This window comes from Rhizobium sp. NLR8a (assembly GCF_019685235.1).
GTDB lineage: Bacteria > Pseudomonadota > Alphaproteobacteria > Rhizobiales > Rhizobiaceae > Rhizobium.
The window spans coordinates 426,054-441,145 of record NZ_JABDWI010000003.1 but is presented as its reverse complement, the minus strand read 5'-3'; the positions used below and the strand labels follow the sequence as shown (position 1 = coordinate 441,145).

The 15,092-nt window shown below is 60.9% G+C and carries 14 protein-coding genes; 8 read left to right on the top strand and 6 right to left on the bottom strand.

Annotation, left to right across the window (positions count from 1 at the left end):
- Positions 1-2: 2 nt before the first annotated feature.
- The 4 genes from HJC04_RS07880 to HJC04_RS07865 form a co-directional block, all read right to left on the bottom strand.
- Positions 3-791: an ABC transporter permease gene (locus HJC04_RS07880; RefSeq protein ID WP_221145595.1), complete on the bottom strand. Its 789-nt coding sequence runs from the start codon at positions 789-791 to the stop codon at positions 3-5.
- On the bottom strand, positions 788-1,681 hold the full coding sequence (locus HJC04_RS07875) for an ABC transporter permease subunit (protein WP_221122649.1): 894 nt from the start codon (positions 1,679-1,681) through the stop codon (positions 788-790). Before HJC04_RS07875 ends, HJC04_RS07880 begins: the two co-directional genes overlap by 4 nt.
- A 71-nt stretch (positions 1,682-1,752) precedes the next feature.
- A complete protein-coding gene (locus HJC04_RS07870) occupies positions 1,753-2,856 on the bottom strand; it encodes an ABC transporter substrate-binding protein (RefSeq protein WP_210630576.1) in 1,104 nt (367 codons plus the stop codon).
- Positions 2,857-3,045: 189 nt separating this feature from the next.
- Positions 3,046-3,918, bottom strand: coding sequence for a MurR/RpiR family transcriptional regulator (locus HJC04_RS07865; protein WP_210630577.1), 873 nt, complete (start codon positions 3,916-3,918; stop codon positions 3,046-3,048).
- Positions 3,919-4,094: 176 nt separating this feature from the next.
- Here HJC04_RS07865 and HJC04_RS07860 point away from each other — a divergent pair, with 176 nt between their 5' ends.
- From HJC04_RS07860 to HJC04_RS07835, 6 genes are all read left to right on the top strand, one after another.
- A complete protein-coding gene (locus HJC04_RS07860; protein WP_210630578.1) occupies positions 4,095-4,865 on the top strand; it encodes an N-formylglutamate amidohydrolase in 771 nt (256 codons plus the stop codon).
- A 119-nt stretch (positions 4,866-4,984) separates the two neighbouring features.
- Positions 4,985-6,547 (top strand): amino acid permease, encoded by a 1,563-nt coding sequence (locus HJC04_RS07855; protein WP_221145593.1) that lies wholly within the window; start codon positions 4,985-4,987, stop codon positions 6,545-6,547.
- Positions 6,548-6,694: 147 nt separating this feature from the next.
- The gene (locus tag HJC04_RS07850) at positions 6,695-8,062 is read left to right on the top strand and encodes a glutamine synthetase family protein (RefSeq protein ID WP_210630580.1); all 1,368 of its coding nucleotides are present in this window, start codon (positions 6,695-6,697) and stop codon (positions 8,060-8,062) included.
- 201 nt (positions 8,063-8,263) lie between these two features.
- Entirely contained in the window at positions 8,264-9,649 is a 1,386-nt protein-coding gene (locus HJC04_RS07845; RefSeq protein ID WP_210630581.1) for an aldehyde dehydrogenase family protein, read from the top strand.
- Positions 9,646-10,797 carry an iron-containing alcohol dehydrogenase gene (locus HJC04_RS07840; protein WP_210630582.1) on the top strand — a complete coding sequence of 384 codons (1,152 nt, stop codon included), beginning with the start codon at positions 9,646-9,648 and terminating at the stop codon, positions 10,795-10,797. Before HJC04_RS07845 ends, HJC04_RS07840 begins: the two co-directional genes overlap by 4 nt.
- A 227-nt stretch (positions 10,798-11,024) precedes the next feature.
- On the top strand, positions 11,025-11,723 hold the full coding sequence (locus HJC04_RS07835; RefSeq protein ID WP_221102473.1) for a ParA family protein: 699 nt from the start codon (positions 11,025-11,027) through the stop codon (positions 11,721-11,723).
- Between the two features lie 76 nt (positions 11,724-11,799).
- On the opposite strand, the gene HJC04_RS07830 is transcribed toward HJC04_RS07835, so the two are convergent.
- Together HJC04_RS07830 and HJC04_RS32215 are read right to left on the bottom strand one after the other, a co-directional pair.
- Positions 11,800-13,200, bottom strand: coding sequence for a L,D-transpeptidase (locus HJC04_RS07830; RefSeq protein ID WP_221145591.1), 1,401 nt, complete (start codon positions 13,198-13,200; stop codon positions 11,800-11,802).
- A 229-nt stretch (positions 13,201-13,429) separates the two neighbouring features.
- Positions 13,430-13,717, bottom strand: coding sequence for a hypothetical protein (locus HJC04_RS32215; RefSeq protein WP_405049217.1), 288 nt, complete (start codon positions 13,715-13,717; stop codon positions 13,430-13,432).
- Between the two features lie 85 nt (positions 13,718-13,802).
- Here HJC04_RS32215 and HJC04_RS07825 point away from each other — a divergent pair, with 85 nt between their 5' ends.
- Together HJC04_RS07825 and HJC04_RS07820 are read left to right on the top strand one after the other, a co-directional pair.
- Positions 13,803-14,642, top strand: a complete 840-nt coding sequence (locus HJC04_RS07825; protein ID WP_221122651.1) for a DUF4432 family protein — start codon at positions 13,803-13,805, stop codon at positions 14,640-14,642.
- A gap of 72 nt (positions 14,643-14,714) precedes the next feature.
- A complete protein-coding gene (locus HJC04_RS07820) occupies positions 14,715-15,053 on the top strand; it encodes a TIGR01244 family sulfur transferase (protein WP_210630586.1) in 339 nt (112 codons plus the stop codon).
- Positions 15,054-15,092: the final 39 nt, after the last annotated feature.

Here is a 15,092-nt window from a genome sequence, read left to right as displayed (position 1 = left end):
CCTTAAGCCTTTGCCGGGCGGGCTTTGCCGAAGCGGGAAACGAGGTTGAGCAGGCCCATGCTGAGCCAGGTGATCGAGAAGGCGATGACGGCGAGCGCCGAAGGCTCGTAGGCCTTGTTGGCGCCGACGAGCTGCAGGTACGGACCGAAGGCCGGGCGGTTGAGCAGCGCGGCGAAGGTGAATTCGCCCATGACGATCGCCAGCGTGATGAAGGCGCCGGAGAGTACGCCGCTCATCACGTTCGGGAAGATGCAGCGGAACATGATGGTCGTCCAGCGGGCGCCGAGGCTTTCGGCCGCCTCCGTCAGCGTGCGGACATCGATGGCGCGCATGGCGGTATCGACAGCGCGGTACATGTAGGGCAGGGACAGCGTGATATAGGAGAAGACCAGCAGGGCGTTAGTCCCTGTCGTCGAACCCGTCAGCGGCAAGTAGGATGACGAATTGTACATTCTGAGGTAGCCGAAGACGATGACGATCGCCGGAATGACGAGCGGCAGCAGCGTGATGAACTCGACGACCGGACGCATCTGCGGCAGGCGCAGCCGCACCCAATAGGCCGTCGGCACCACGAGCAGCATGCCGAAGACGATGGTGAGCAACGCCATCAGCATGGAATAGCCGAAGGTCTCGCGGAACTGAATGTCCGAGAAAACCGACTGATAGGCGTCGAGGCTGTATTCGCCGCGGCGCATGCGCAGCGAAAATTCGATGGTGCCGATCAGTGGGATGATGAAATAGGATGCGCCGAGAATGATGGCAGCCCAGGCTCCGAGACGTTGTGTTTTCATTTCTGCCACCGCTCGGCGCGCATGCGCAGCATGAGATAAAGGATGTTGGATACGCCTGTGATGACAATCATGCCGAGAGCGATGGCGTAACCGAGGTTGGCATTGTGCAGAACGTCTCCGCGGATCTGCGCGTAGAGCAGGATCGGCACGATGTTCAGCGAACTGCCGGTCAGCGCGAAGGCGGTGGCGATGGCGCCGAAGGCGTTGGCGAAGAGCAGCAGAGTCGTGCCGAGCAGGCTCGGCCAGAGGATCGGCAGGGCGACCATCGTCCAGTATTGGCGGTTGGTGGCGCCGAGGATTTGCGATGCTTCGCGCCATTCCTTCTTCATGCCGTCGAGCGCCGGCGTCAGGATCAGCACCATCAGCGGGATCTGGAAATACATGTAGGTGATAGTGAGGCCGACGAAAGACAGCAGGTTGAAACCTGTGCCATAGAGATTGAAGCCGAACCATTCCCGCAGGAAAACCGTCACGAGGCCGGTGCGGCCAAGTGTTGCGAGAAAGGCGAAGGCGAGCGGCACGCCGGCGAAATTCGAGGCGACGCCGGAGAAGGTCAGAAGCGTCGAGCGCACCGAGGCGGGCAGGCCGCCGAGCACAACGGCCCAGGCGAGGAAGAAGCCGATCAGCGCGCCGCCGAGAGCGGAGGCGACGGACACGCGAATACTGATCCAGTAGGCGCTGATAATGGATGGAGTGAAGAGATCGCCGATATTCTTCAGCGTGAAATCGCCCTCGGGCGTCAGGAACGCGCCGGCCACGAGATAAAGCGTGGGGATGATCAGGAACAGCAGGGAAAAAATAATGAAGGGTGCAATACCCAGCCAGTCGATCACGCGGTCTTTGTTGATCAAGGGGGCGCTGCTTACCATCGGTGTTGAAACGGTACTCATGGAAAGCTCATCCTGGGGCGTCGGAGTGAGAAAGCCTCCCCGCCTTTTGGGCGGGGAGGCCGGATCGGAGATTACTTGACGGCTGCGCCGACGACGGAATCCCAGTTCTTGGTGATGGCTTCCTTGCCGGCAGCCTGTTCTTCGAGCGTCGGGAAGACAGCCTTTTCATAGGCTGCTGCCGGCGGCAGCTTGTCGAGCAGGTCCTTCGGGATCTTGTTGTTCTTGGCAAGATCGTTGAAGCGGATCGGGTGGCAATAGCCCTTCAGCCAGCCGAGCTGACCTTCGTCGGAGTAGAGGTATTCCATCCAGAGCTTGGCAGCGTTCGGGTGCGGAGCGAAGGCGGAGATCGCCTGCACATAGACGCCGGCAACGACGCCGGTCTTCGGAACGACGACTTCGAACGGAGGATTGCCCTTCAGGCTTTCACCCCACGAAAGTGCGTTGTAGTCCCAGGCGACGATGATCGGCGTGGAGCCCTGCGCGAAGGGGGCAGCCTTGCCGACGACCGGCACGAAGTTGCCGGCCTTGTTGAGTTCGGCGAAGAACTTCAGGCCTTCTTCGCCTGCCTTGGCTGCATCACCGCCGGACGCGGAAAGGCCAGCGGCATACACGCCCTGGACGGCCTGGTTGGCCGTGCGCGGGTCGCCGGCGAGTGCGACGGTGTTTGCATAGTCGCTCTTCTTCAGGTCTGCCCAGTCTGCCGGCGATTCCTTGACGAGATCCTTGTTCACGAGGAACGAGAGAACGCCGTAATAGTCGCCGTACCAGTAGCCTTCGGAATCTTTTGCGGAATCCGGGATCGAGTCCCAGGTGGAGACCTTGTAGGGCTGGATCAGGCCGTCCTTCTTGGCGGACGGGCCGAAGGAGAGGCCGACGTCGATGACATCGGGAGCCTGCGGGCCGGTGTTGCCCTTGTTGGCCTTGATGGCTTCGATTTCGTCGCCCGAACCGGCATCCGGGTTCAGTTCGTTGACTTCGAGACCATACTTGGCCTTGAAGCCGGCAATGACGTCGCCGTAGCCGCACCAGTCATGCGGAAGGGCGATCGTGGTCAGCGTGCCTTCCTTCTTGGCGGCGGCGATGAGTTCAGCGCTCGGTTCTGCGGCAGCAATCGCGGTCGAAGCCACGATCATCGCAGTAGAAAGCGACAGGAGTCGAGAAAGATTAGAGATCACTGTTGTTCTCCTTCGGGTTTTCAGTGTCTGGCGATGCTGTTAATCAGCTTACATGAAGCTTGTGTGACGGTTGGATGACGTTAATTTTGCCGGGATAGCAGGCGCTTGCGACAGATGTTTCGATTGCGACTGCATCGCTCACTTCCGCCAAATCCGTCATTGTTTTTCCTCTCCTTTAGTCTTGTCCTCCTAACCGAGTTTGCGGAAAAGCGTGGTCTGCTCGAACAAGCCCTCCAGGGTCTTCATGCGTTCCTTCGTCTCATCCCAGGTGGAATTCTGAACGGCCTCGATCAGCGCCTCGACGATGAAAAGAGTAACGACGGACGAATCCCAGGCTGAGGGCGCCTCGATCCGCACACGGAAGGCATGCCTGGCCAGCTTGGCGGCGGGCGAGCCCCACTGGTCGGTGAAGACGACGATTTCGGCGCCACGCTTTCGGGCGGCGGTTGCCAGGCTCACCATCTCCTGTTCGTAACGGCGGATATCGAAGATGATCAGGATATCGCCGGCATTCATGTTGAGGACATATTGCGGCCAGCTGCTGGAATTGGAGGACAGCAGCGTCGTGGCAGGCCGGATGACCTGCATATGCGTGAAGAAATATTCGGCAAGGGCGCCGGTGATGCGGCCGCCGACGAAGTAGAGGCCGCGCTTGCGGTCCGACAGCAGCGAGGCGACGCTGTCGAAGGTCGCGGTGTCGAGATCGGTCAGCGTCTGGCGCAGATTGCCCATGATGGCATCGGCGAAACGGTTGAGGATATGGGTTCCCGGTGCATTCTGCGCCCAGCGATCATGCTTGGCAATTGGGTTGGAGATCGTCGCTTCGACCTCCAGATGCAGGTGCGCCTGAAAATCCGGATAGCCTTTGAAGCCGAGCTTTTGCACCATGCGCACGACGGTCGGCGTGGACACGCCGGCATTCTCGGCGATGGTGGTAATACTGCCGAGGCCGGACACCGGATAATTGTCGAGAAGGCTTTCAGCCAATTGTTTTTCGGCGCGCGTCAACAGCCCGAAATGCGAGTGTATGACGTCCGAAACCGTCTTTGACGCAACTGTCACCTAATCTTGCTCCCCGGGATGGTCTAGCGCCACTTTCCCAACCAAAGTTAACAACGCTGTCATAATCCATGTCAACCGGTGTCATGAAAAGAATTTTTCAGAGGATGCTTGACAGTGATGGAAACCTGAAGAATTCTTTTCTTATAACATTTTATTAATGGATAGGAGTGGCGCCTTTGGTGCTGGCCCGGCCGAAAATCCTCAGCGAAGCGGACGGCAACTGCGTCGGGATCGAGCGCGTCGGCGGCCAGAGCCCGGTGTTGCTCGTCTGCGAGCACGCTTCCAATGCGCTTCCTGCCTGCTTCAGCGATCTCGGTTTGCCGAGCGAAGCGCTGTCGAGCCATATTGCGTGGGACCCCGGCGCGCTCGCCGTTGCCCGCGCCATATCGCAAGCACTCGACGCAACGCTCGTCTACCAGCGCTTCTCCCGACTCATCTACGACTGCAACCGGCCGCCGAGTTCACCGGGCGCCATGCCGGAGACCAGCGAAATCTATGCCATTCCCGGCAACAAAGATTTGACCGCCGAAGAACGCCTGGCGCGCACCGATGCGCTCTACGTGCCATTTCACGACGCCATTCGCGAGCTGATCCGCGATCGCAGGGCGAGGGGGCAAGACAGCATTATCGTGACGATGCACAGCTTCACGCCGGTCTATCACGGCCGGCAACGCGCCGTCGAACTTGGCATACTGCACGACGAAGATAGCCGGCTGGCCGACCGCATGATGGATGCTGCTGCTGAAGCGCCGCTTTACAGGACTGAACGCAACCAGCCTTATGGGCCGGAGGACGGCGTGACCCACACGCTGATCCTGCACGGGCTTTCGAACGGCTTGCGCAATGTGATGATCGAGGTCCGCAACGACCTCGTCGCAGACGATGGCGGCCAAAGGGTCATGGCCGACTATCTGACAGGGCTTCTCCAGCGCAGCCTGGAAGCCTGAATAAAAAAAGACCCGAGGGAGCAGTTTATCTGCGGACGTCCGCACGGCGAAAATGCCGCGGGCAATTGGCACTGAACCGGCCTGCAATCCCGCGGCCGGTTCGTCAACAGGGGGAAGTCATGTCGGACTACACCGAACTGGACAAGAAGCAGGATGTGCACATCCTGCATTCCATGGGCTATGCCCAGGAACTCGAACGGCGAATGAGCTCATTCTCGAATTTCGCCGTCTCATTCTCCATCATCTGCATTCTCTCCGGCGGCATCAATTCGCTGGCGCAGGCGACTTCGGGCGCCGGCGGAGCGGCGATCGGTATCGGCTGGCCCGTGGGATGCTTCATCTCGCTCGTTTTCGCCGTCGCCATGGCGCAGATCAGCTCCGCCTATCCGACGGCGGGCGGACTCTATCACTGGGGCTCGATCCTCGGCAACCGCTTCACCGGCTGGCTGACAGCCTGGTTCAATCTGCTCGGTCTCGTCACCGTTCTCGGCGCCATCAACGTCGGTACCTATTACTTCTTCATGGGCTCCTTCGGCACCACTTATCTCGGGCTGACGGACACGATCACGGTGCGGATCATTTTCCTCGTCATAATTACCGGCGCGCAGGCGCTGGTAAACCACATGGGGATTGGCTTGACCGCGAAGCTCACGGACTTCTCGGGCTACCTGATCTTCGCAACCTCGATCGCGCTGGCGGCCGTCTGCCTTATCGCGGCCCCTTCCTATGAGTTCGGCCGCCTCTTCACGTTCGCCAACTATTCCGGCGAAGTCGGCGGTAGCGTATGGCCGTCGACCTCGGGCGCCTGGGTCTTCCTTCTCGGCCTGTTGTTGCCGATCTACACCATCACCGGCTATGACGCCTCGGCGCATACGTCGGAGGAGACGGTCAAGGCCGCCCATTCGGTGCCGCGCGGCATGGTCGCCTCGGTCCTGTGGTCGGCGCTGTTCGGTTATATCATGCTGTGCGCCTTTGTGCTCATGCTGCCGAACATGGACGACGCGGCCAAACAGGGCTGGAATGTGTTCTTCTGGGCGATGGACAGCCAGGTAAACCCCGTCGTCAAGGACATCCTCTATCTAGCGATCTTCGTCAGCCAGTGGCTGTGCGGCCTTGCGACCGTCACCTCGGTCTCGCGCATGATCTTCGCCTTCTCGCGTGACGGTGGCCTTCCGGCCGCCAAGGCGCTGTCGAAGGTCAGCCCGCAACACCGCACTCCGGTGGCCGCGATCTGGACGGGATCGATCCTGTCGGTTCTGTTCGTTTGGTTCACCTCACTCGACTTCGTGAAAATCGGCGATACGCCGGTTTACACGATCGTAGTTTCGTGCACGGTCATCTTCCTGTTCTTCTCCTTTGCGATCCCGATAACGCTCGGCCTCTTCGCCTGGGGTACGTCTAAGTGGGACAAGATGGGCCCGTGGAACCTCGGCGAAGGCCTCTTCAAGCTCTTTGCCGTGCTCTCGATCATCGCGATGGTCCTGATCTTCGTTCTCGGAGTCCAGCCGCCGAACGGTGCTGCGCTTTACGTTACCGTCGGGTTCCTCTTGCTGACGGCGATCGTCTGGTTCGGCTTCGAGAGCCGGCGCTTCAAGGGGCCGCCGATCGGCGCCGAAGTGGCGAAGCGCCAGGCCGAAATCGCGGCGGCAGAAGCGGCCGTCGGCGAAAGCGGCGAACGTTAAGCAACGAGGCTTCCCTCTCAAATGGCGGGGCCGCTCCTGCGGCCCCATCACCGGTTCAACGAAAAGGCATCGGGCCGCCACACTAGGCCGGGCGCATGCGATTTTGTTGCCCCGATTTTTTCAATCCCAATTTCAGGCGGATCACTCATGAGCAGCAGCTATACAATCGACGATCTCAGGAAGGATGTTGCCGAAGGGCGCATCGACACCGTTCTGGCCTGCCAGGTGGACATGCAGGGGCGGCTGATGGGCAAGCGCTTCCAGGCCGAATATTTTGTCGAAAGCGCCTGGAAGGAAACGCACAGCTGCAACTACCTGCAAGCCACCGACATGGAGATGGAGACCGTCTCCGGCTACAAGGCGACGAGCTGGGAGAAGGGTTACGGCGATTATACAATGAAGCCGGATCTTGCGACGCTGCGCCGCATTCCCTGGCTCGAGGGCACGGCGCTCGTACTCTGCGACGTGCTCGACCATCACACGCATGAGGAAGTCGCCCATTCGCCGCGTGCGATCCTGAAGAAGCAGGTGAAGCGCCTCGAAGACATGGGCATGAAGGCCTATATGGCCTCCGAGCTGGAATTCTTTCTGTTCGACCAGAGCTACGAGGCGGCGCATGCCTCGGGTTACCGCAACCTGAAGCTCGCCAGCGCCTACAACGAGGACTACCACATCTTCCAGACCACGAAGGAAGAAGAGGTGATGCGGGCGATCCGCACCGGGCTGCAGGGCGCCGGCATTCCGGTCGAGAACTCCAAGGGCGAGGCTTCCGCCGGTCAGGAGGAGATCAACGTGCGCTATGCCGACGCGCTCGCCATGGCCGACCGGCATGCGATCATCAAAAACGGCTGCAAGGAGATCGCCTGGTCGAAGGGCAAGGCCATCACCTTCCTCGCCAAGTGGAACTACAATGCCGCCGGCAGCTCCTCGCATATCCACCAGTCGCTCTGGAGCCTCGAGGAAAAGCCGCTGTTCTTCGATCACACCGGCAAATACGGCATGTCGCCGCTAATGCACAATTACATCGCCGGGCTTCTCGCCCATGCGAGCGAGATCACCTATTTCCTGGCGCCCTACATTAATTCCTACAAGCGCTTCATGGCCGGCACCTTCGCACCGACCAAGGCGATCTGGAGCAAGGACAACCGCACTGCCGGCTACCGCCTCTGCGGCGAGGAGACCAAGGGAATCCGTATCGAATGCCGCGTCGGAGGCTCCGATCTCAATCCTTATCTCGCCTTCGCCGCGCTGCTTGCCGCCGGTATCGACGGCATCGAGAACAAGCTGGAGCTCGAAGCTCCGTTCGTCGGTGACGCCTATGGCGGCAAGGACATTCGCGAAATTCCGCGCACGCTGCGCGCGGCAACGACTGAAATGACGGAATCGGCGATGCTGCGCAAAGCCTTCGGCGACGACGTCATCGACCATTACACCCGTGCTGCCGAATGGGAGCAGGAAGAATACGACCGCCGCATCACCGATTGGGAAGTGGCGCGGGGTTTCGAAAGAGCTTAATACGGATTTCGCGGGATTGCTCCTCACCCTAACCCTCCCCCCGTAGAAACGGGGAGGGGACGTGCCCTTGCGGGGCTGGCGGTTGAGGAAAACGGTGCTGCATATCCCTTCTCCCCGTAAGCGGGGAGAAGGTGCCGGCAGGCGGATGAGGGGCTGCGGCCTCACTCAATTTTTGATGAATACGAGGACAGGAAATCGATCATGGCAATGATCCAATGCATTTCACCGGTCGACGGATCGGTTTACGCGGAGCGCCCGGCACTTTCGCTCGACGCCGCCAAGGACGTGGTGGCGCGCGCCCGCAAGGCGCAGAAGGCCTGGGCGAGGCGACCGCTTGAAGAGCGTGTCCAGCTTGTCCTGAAAGGCGCCGCACGGCTGAACGAAATGTCCGACGTCGTCGTGCCGGAGCTTGCCTGGCAGATGGGCCGGCCGATCAAATACGGCGGTGAATACAAGGGCTTCAACGAGCGCTCCAATTATGTCGCGTCGATTGCGGCGGGTGCGCTGGCACCTGTTGTCGTCGAGGAGAGCGACCGTTTCGAGCGCCGTATCGAACGCGAAGCGCATGGCGTCGTCTTCGTCGTTGCACCCTGGAACTACCCCTATATGACGGCGATCAACACGATCGCGCCGGCGCTGATGGCCGGCAATACGGTGGTGCTGAAACATGCCTCGCAGACATTGCTCGTCGGCGAACGGCTGGTGCAGGCCTTTATTGAGGCCGGTGTTCCCGAGGATGTGTTCCAGAACGTCTTCCTCGACCATGAGACGACCTCGGCGCTGATTGCCGCCGGCAGCTTCAATTTCGTCAACTTTACCGGATCGGTCGAAGGCGGGCGGTCGATGGAGCGGGCCGCCGCCGGCACCTTCACGGGCCTCGGCCTCGAACTCGGCGGCAAGGATCCGGGCTACGTCATGGAAGACGCCGATCTCGATGCGGCCGTCGACACGTTGATGGACGGCGCGACCTATAATTCCGGCCAGTGCTGCTGCGGCATCGAGCGCATCTATGTGCATGAGTCTCTTTACGATGCCTTCGTCGAGAAATCGGTCGCCTGGGTGTCGAACTACAAGCTCGGCAATCCGCTCGATCCTGAGACTTCGCTCGGGCCGATGGCGAACAAGCGCTTCGCCAAGGTCGTGCGCGAGCAGATCGCCGATGCGGTTTCCAAGGGCGCCAAGGCGCTTGTCGACCCCAAGCTTTTCCCACAGGATGACGGCGGCGCCTATCTCGCGCCGCAGGTCCTCGTCGATGTCGACCATTCCATGGCCTTCATGCGCGAGGAGACCTTCGGCCCGGCGGTCGGCATCATGAAGGTGAAGAGCGACGAAGAGGCACTGGCCTTGATGAACGACAGCCAGTACGGGCTGACCGCTTCGCTATGGACCAAGGATGCCGAGCGGGCGGCGCGGCTTGGCCGCGAGATCGAAACCGGCACCGTCTTCATGAACCGCGCCGACTATCTCGATCCGGCGCTCTGCTGGACCGGTGTCAAGGAGACCGGCCGCGGCGGTTCGCTCTCGATCATCGGTTTCCAGAATCTGACTCGCCCGAAATCCTTCCACCTGAAGAAAGTCACAGCATGAGCAGCAACATCACTGCAAACTGGAGCTATCCGACATCGGTCAAGCTCGGCCGGGGCCGCATCAAGGAACTGTCCGACGCCTGCAAGAGCCTTGGCATCAAAAAGCCGCTGCTCGTCACCGACCGCGGCCTCGCCTCGATGGCGATCACCAAGAACGCGCTCGATATCCTCGAAGATGCCGGTCTCGGCCGGGCGATCTTTGCCGATGTCGATCCGAACCCGAACGAGAAGAACCTCGAGGCCGGCGTCAAGGCTTTCAAGGATGGCGGCCATGACGGTGTCGTCGCCTTTGGCGGCGGCTCCGGTCTCGATCTCGGCAAGTGCGTCGCCTTCATGGCCGGCCAGAGCCGGCCAGTCTGGGATTTCGAGGATATCGGCGACTGGTGGACACGCGCGAGCCTCGAAGGCATCGCCCCGATCGTCGCCGTGCCGACGACGGCCGGCACCGGCTCGGAAGTCGGCCGCGCCAGCGTCATCACCAATTCCGTCACACATGTGAAGAAGATCATCTTCCATCCGAAGTTCCTGCCAGGCGTCGTCATCTCCGATCCGGAACTGACGGTCGGCATGCCGAAGATCATCACCGCCGGCACCGGCATGGATGCCTTCGCCCATTGCCTGGAGGCCTATTCCTCGCCCTTCTATCACCCGATGTCGGCCGGCATCGCGCTCGAAGGCATGCGTCTCGTCAAGGAATTCCTGCCGCGCGCCTATCGGGAAGGGACCGATCTCGAAGCCCGCGCCAACATGATGGCCGCCGCCGCCATGGGCGCGGTCGCTTTCCAGAAGGGGCTCGGCGCCATCCATGCGCTGTCGCACCCGATCGGCGCGGTCTACAACACCCATCACGGCATGACCAATGCGGTTGTCATGCCGGCGGTGCTGCGCTTCAACCGCGCTGTCATCGAGGAGAAGATCGGCCGGGCGGCCGCCTATCTCGGCATTTCGGGCGGTTTCGACGGCTTCTACGATTATGTGCTGAAGCTCCGTTCCGATCTCGGTGTGCCGGATACGCTGACGGCAATGGGAATCGCGTCCGACCGCATCGACGAACTGTCGGCCATGGCGATCGAAGATCCGAGCGCCGGGGGCAATCCGGTTGCCATGACGCTCGAAAACACCAAGGCGCTTTTCAGGGACTGCTTCTGATAAGATCAGCTGGACCTGCAGATCGGCCCGGAAAGCTCTTGCTTTCCGGGCTCTTTCATTTTGGAGGCATCCTGAATTTTAGGGATGTGAAAAATACCGCCTGCAATTTCGCCGCGCGCGTTCGCAATTTGTTAACCATGATTGTAAAGGATGGGTTAACCGCACGATGCTCCGACAGTGCGCACAAGAGCGATGCCGGCTCGCGCCATTTCCTCCGAGGACCGAACATGCCAGTCATTACATTCGCAAATACCAAGGGCGGCGCCGGCAAGACGACCGCTGTTCTCTTGCTCGCGACCGAGCTTGCCCGTCAGGGCTATCGCGTGACCATTCTGGATGCCGATCCGCAGCATTGGATTTCACGTTGGCACGAGATATCGGGGCACGTGCCTAATATTTCAGTGATCGATTTCGTGACGACCGCCTCGCTGCCGCAGCATATCAGCGAAAACAAGCATAATACCGACTATTTCATCGTCGACCTGCCGGGCGCGCGCAATCCGCTGCTTGCCACCGCCGTCGGTCTTTCCGACCACGTACTGATCCCGATCCAGGGCTGTGCCATGGATGCGCGCGGCGGCGCGCAGGTGCTCGAACTGCTGCAGTATCTGGACGAGAAGGCAGGCATCAAGATCGGCCATTCGGTGGTGCTGACCCGCGTCAGCTCGATGGTGACGACCCGGGCGCTGCAACTCGTCAAGTCGCTGCTCAGCGAGCGGCACGTGCCGGTGCTGGACACGGCGATTATCGAACGTTCGGCCTTCCGCGACATCTTCGACTGTGGCGGCACGCTGCAGACCATGGACCCCACGCGCGTCAGCAATCTCGACAAGGCGCGTGAGAACGCCGCCTGTTTCGCCCAGGAAATCATGCGCAAGGTGCCTGTTCGGTTGACAGCCTCGGCTCGCATGGCGACGGCGGCCTGAATACCCAAGCATTGAAACAGAAAGGCCGTCGGGGCGATCCGGCGGCCTTATCGTTGGTGACCAGTTTGGCTTTGGCTCAGTCGACGAACTCGACCGTCACACCGGGCTTGACCATTTTCGCAAGCTCGGTTGCATCCCAGTTGGTCAGGCGAATGCAGCCGTGGCTCTGGGTGCGGCCGATCTTGGAGGGCTCCGGCGTGCCGTGGATGCCGTAAGTCGGCCTGGAAAGCGCCATCCAGACGGTGCCGACCGGGCCGTTCGGGCCTGGGGGAATGTTGAGGATCTTGTCGTTGGCGCCCTGCTGAAAGTTGATCTTCGGGTTGTAGGTATAACCGGGATTGAACGCGACGCGCTCGACCGTCACCGTGCCGGACGGGGAGGGGGTGTCGGTTGAGCCGATCGAAGCCGGGTAGGCGGCGATAAGATTGCCGGCGCCGTCATAGGCGAAAACCTGTTTGCGCCCCTTGTCGGCGATGATGCGGGCGACCTCGCCGGTCTTCATCTCGCCGGGATTGACGACCTTGATCACCGTGCCGGGAACACTGAAATCGGCGCCGGGATTCATCTCCTTGAGGAAGGCCTCGTCCATATGGAAACGCTCGGCCAGCATTTCAGTGGTCGAGGTATAGGCGAGCGACGGCAGCAGCGCCTTATGCGAATAATCTTCCGGGATCTCCGCGACGAAGGGGCCGGCGGCATCGGCCGGCGTGATCGTATAGCTGACGACGGGCAGGCCGCCGTTCATGCGCAGCTCTTCCAGAATGGCATCGGTGTCGTTGGGGTCGAGCTTTGACCCCGTCATCTGGTCGTAAGCATAAATGCCCTTGGTGACGTTCGAGCCCATGTGCCCGTCGATGACGCCGGGAGAGATGCCGGCGCGGTCGAGGAAGACCTGCAGCGCGACGATCTCGGGCTTCGATTTGTTCTTCAGCGTGATCACGGGCTCGTCGGGTGCTGCCTTCGGCGCATCGGCGGGCGGGATCTGCTGATCGGGATCGATCGAAGCGTAATCGTCGCCCGATTGCGGATTGCCAATGCTGTTGTCGTTCGGATAGGGCTCCTCGCCGAGCGGCAGGCGCTCGATTGCAGCGTCGCGCGGAATGCCACCGGTGACGGCGCCGCGTTCGGAATAACGCGTATCGCCATAGGAATTGTCGTCGGCATAATAGGGATCGTTGCCACCCTGGTCGGTATAAACCTCGCGCGGGCCGGGCCGTGGTGGATAGTAGCCGCGGGCGCGCATTTCGGTGGCGACGACGTTGCCGTAGGCGTCGATCAGCACGCGGTTGCCGCTGCGGTCGCGGGCATAGGCAAAGCCGCGCGGGACATAATCGAGGATTTCGCCGTTCGGCGTGACCAGCACGACATCGCTCTGGCGACGGTCACGAAACTGCTGCGCGCCGGCCTGCGGTGCTGCAGCCGCAACGGCTGCCAGCACGGCCGCAAGCGAAAATGCCGACTTCAAAAAGCGATTCACGTCTCACACCTCGAACAGTGACTGGGCCGACACACACCCGCGAATTTTGACGCTAGTGTGGAATTTATGAAAGCGTGCTGAACAAAATATGAAAATCCCTAAGATTCCTTTTACTCATAAACGTTTGCATCCTTGTGTCCGTTCCGCAAAATCCGCGGTTGCGGCAAAAGCGCAAGAGGAGAACGGCGCGATTGACGAAAGAGGGCGCGAAACTTAGAGCTTTTCCGGGTTAGACTGCGGCATTCTGCCGGAGCAGGTTTTCGTCAGGGCAAAGGCGATTGGCGAAGGGCATACCCCAAGGTACGTCCGAGCCGATCGCCTCTGATCCTGGCGGAAACATGCCCGGCCCACCGGCCGCACCGCTTCGCCGTGGCGAAGCGATGTGCGTCCGGCGATTCCAAAGTCTTGCAGATTTGCCAGCCAAATTTGCGGGAGGGTTGGCTGAAACAGGGCGGCTGATCGACCGGCCGGCTTGGCCGTAGAGCTTGGCTACGACGCGCGCCGGCCGGTCGACCATCCGACCGTTTGAGCCAACAGAATGCTGCAATCTAACCCGGAAAAGCTCTAACGCTACGGCGGCCGCTAACCTTGAGGAGACCGAGATGATCGAATTTGCCGCTGCAAGCGGGCCGCGCCTGATGCTGGATGAAACATCGGTGCTCGATATCGGCGGATGCATTGTCGACGGCGTCGATATTGCGCCAAAGCGTGCCATTCCGGACGATGGCGATCCGCGAATCGATCACTCGCTCGAAGGTTTCCTCTTCACCTGCGGCCCGGACCATATCCGCCATCGCCAGCCGATCGCCGGCCGTGCCGACGGCAAGGTCTATCCGCTGCACGGATCGGCCTCCGGCCACGCCGCCAAGATCCTGTGGACGAAACACGAGAATGGCAATGCCGAATGCCGCGCCGATATCGACATTACCACGGTCGAGGGACTGCCGCAGCGCATCGAGCGGCTGTGGCGGATCGACGGCGCGAACGGCGAGGTGCGGCTCGAAGACCGGGTTATCAATACCAGCGATCAGGCGGTGCCGACCTTCCTGATGTACCATATGAATGTCGGCGGCAAATGGCTGGACGACGGCACGCGGCTCGAAGGCCGGATGCTGGAGAATGGCGGCTTCCCCTGGACATTCGGCGAGGAGCCCGGCGGCATCTTCTGTGTGCCGGCGACGGCGACGGAGGAGGGCTCGGCGGAAGTCCGGCTCGGGCCGATCGCCGCAATTGGCGGCAGGACGCTCAACGTGCGCTTCCGCGCCGATACGCTGCCTTATCTGCAGGTTTGGCGGAACCAGAAGGCACCCGCTCATATTATCGGCATCGAGCCGGTGTCGCATCGCTGGGTATTGCGCGACGAGCTTCATGCGGCCGGTGAATTCAACATGCTCGCCCCGGGCGAAAGCCGCAGCTATGCGCTGACCTTTGCCTTCCTGTGAGTGAAGTGTTGTTGACGCTTGCGGGCCTCCCGTCGTAGACCTTCAGCCCACGATCTTTGAGGAGACAAGACGATGGATATTCGCCAGCTCGACGATGAATATTCGGTTTCGGGACAGATCACGCTTGAGGACCTCGATGAGATCAAGGCGTTGGGCTTCAAATCGATCGTCTGCCATCGCCCCGACCATGAAAGCCCCGACCAGGCGTCGTTTTCCGTCATCGAGGCGCGTGCCAAAGAGCTCGGACTCGACATCGCTCATGTGCCGGTTGGACCGATGGGCGTGACCGAAGAGGCAGTGCAGGGCATGGTCGACGCGCTCGACGAATTCCCGCGGCCAATGCTTGGCTATTGCCGCTCGGGCGCGCGCTCGACGGCGATCTATCAGAAAACTCAGCATATCCGCAATTAACCGCCCTTTCCGGGCTCCTACTTCCGGCGTTGAACCTCA

Bases quoted from the DNA above. Each gene is read 5' to 3' on its own strand.
- HJC04_RS07880 (WP_221145595.1), bottom strand. From the start codon at position 791: ATGAAAACACAACGTCTCGGAGCCTGGGCTGCCATCATTCTCGGCGCA.
- HJC04_RS07875 (WP_221122649.1), bottom strand. From the start codon at position 1,681: ATGAGTACCGTTTCAACACCGATGGTAAGCAGCGCCCCCTTGATCAAC.
- HJC04_RS07855 (WP_221145593.1), top strand. From the start codon at position 4,985: ATGTCGGACTACACCGAACTGGACAAGAAGCAGGATGTGCACATCCTG.
- HJC04_RS07850 (WP_210630580.1), top strand. From the start codon at position 6,695: ATGAGCAGCAGCTATACAATCGACGATCTCAGGAAGGATGTTGCCGAA.
- HJC04_RS07845 (WP_210630581.1), top strand. From the start codon at position 8,264: ATGGCAATGATCCAATGCATTTCACCGGTCGACGGATCGGTTTACGCG.
- HJC04_RS07840 (WP_210630582.1), top strand. From the start codon at position 9,646: ATGAGCAGCAACATCACTGCAAACTGGAGCTATCCGACATCGGTCAAG.
- HJC04_RS07835 (WP_221102473.1), top strand. From the start codon at position 11,025: ATGCCAGTCATTACATTCGCAAATACCAAGGGCGGCGCCGGCAAGACG.
- HJC04_RS32215 (WP_405049217.1), bottom strand. From the start codon at position 13,717: ATGGTCGACCGGCCGGCGCGCGTCGTAGCCAAGCTCTACGGCCAAGCC.
- HJC04_RS07825 (WP_221122651.1), top strand. From the start codon at position 13,803: ATGATCGAATTTGCCGCTGCAAGCGGGCCGCGCCTGATGCTGGATGAA.
- HJC04_RS07820 (WP_210630586.1), top strand. From the start codon at position 14,715: ATGGATATTCGCCAGCTCGACGATGAATATTCGGTTTCGGGACAGATC.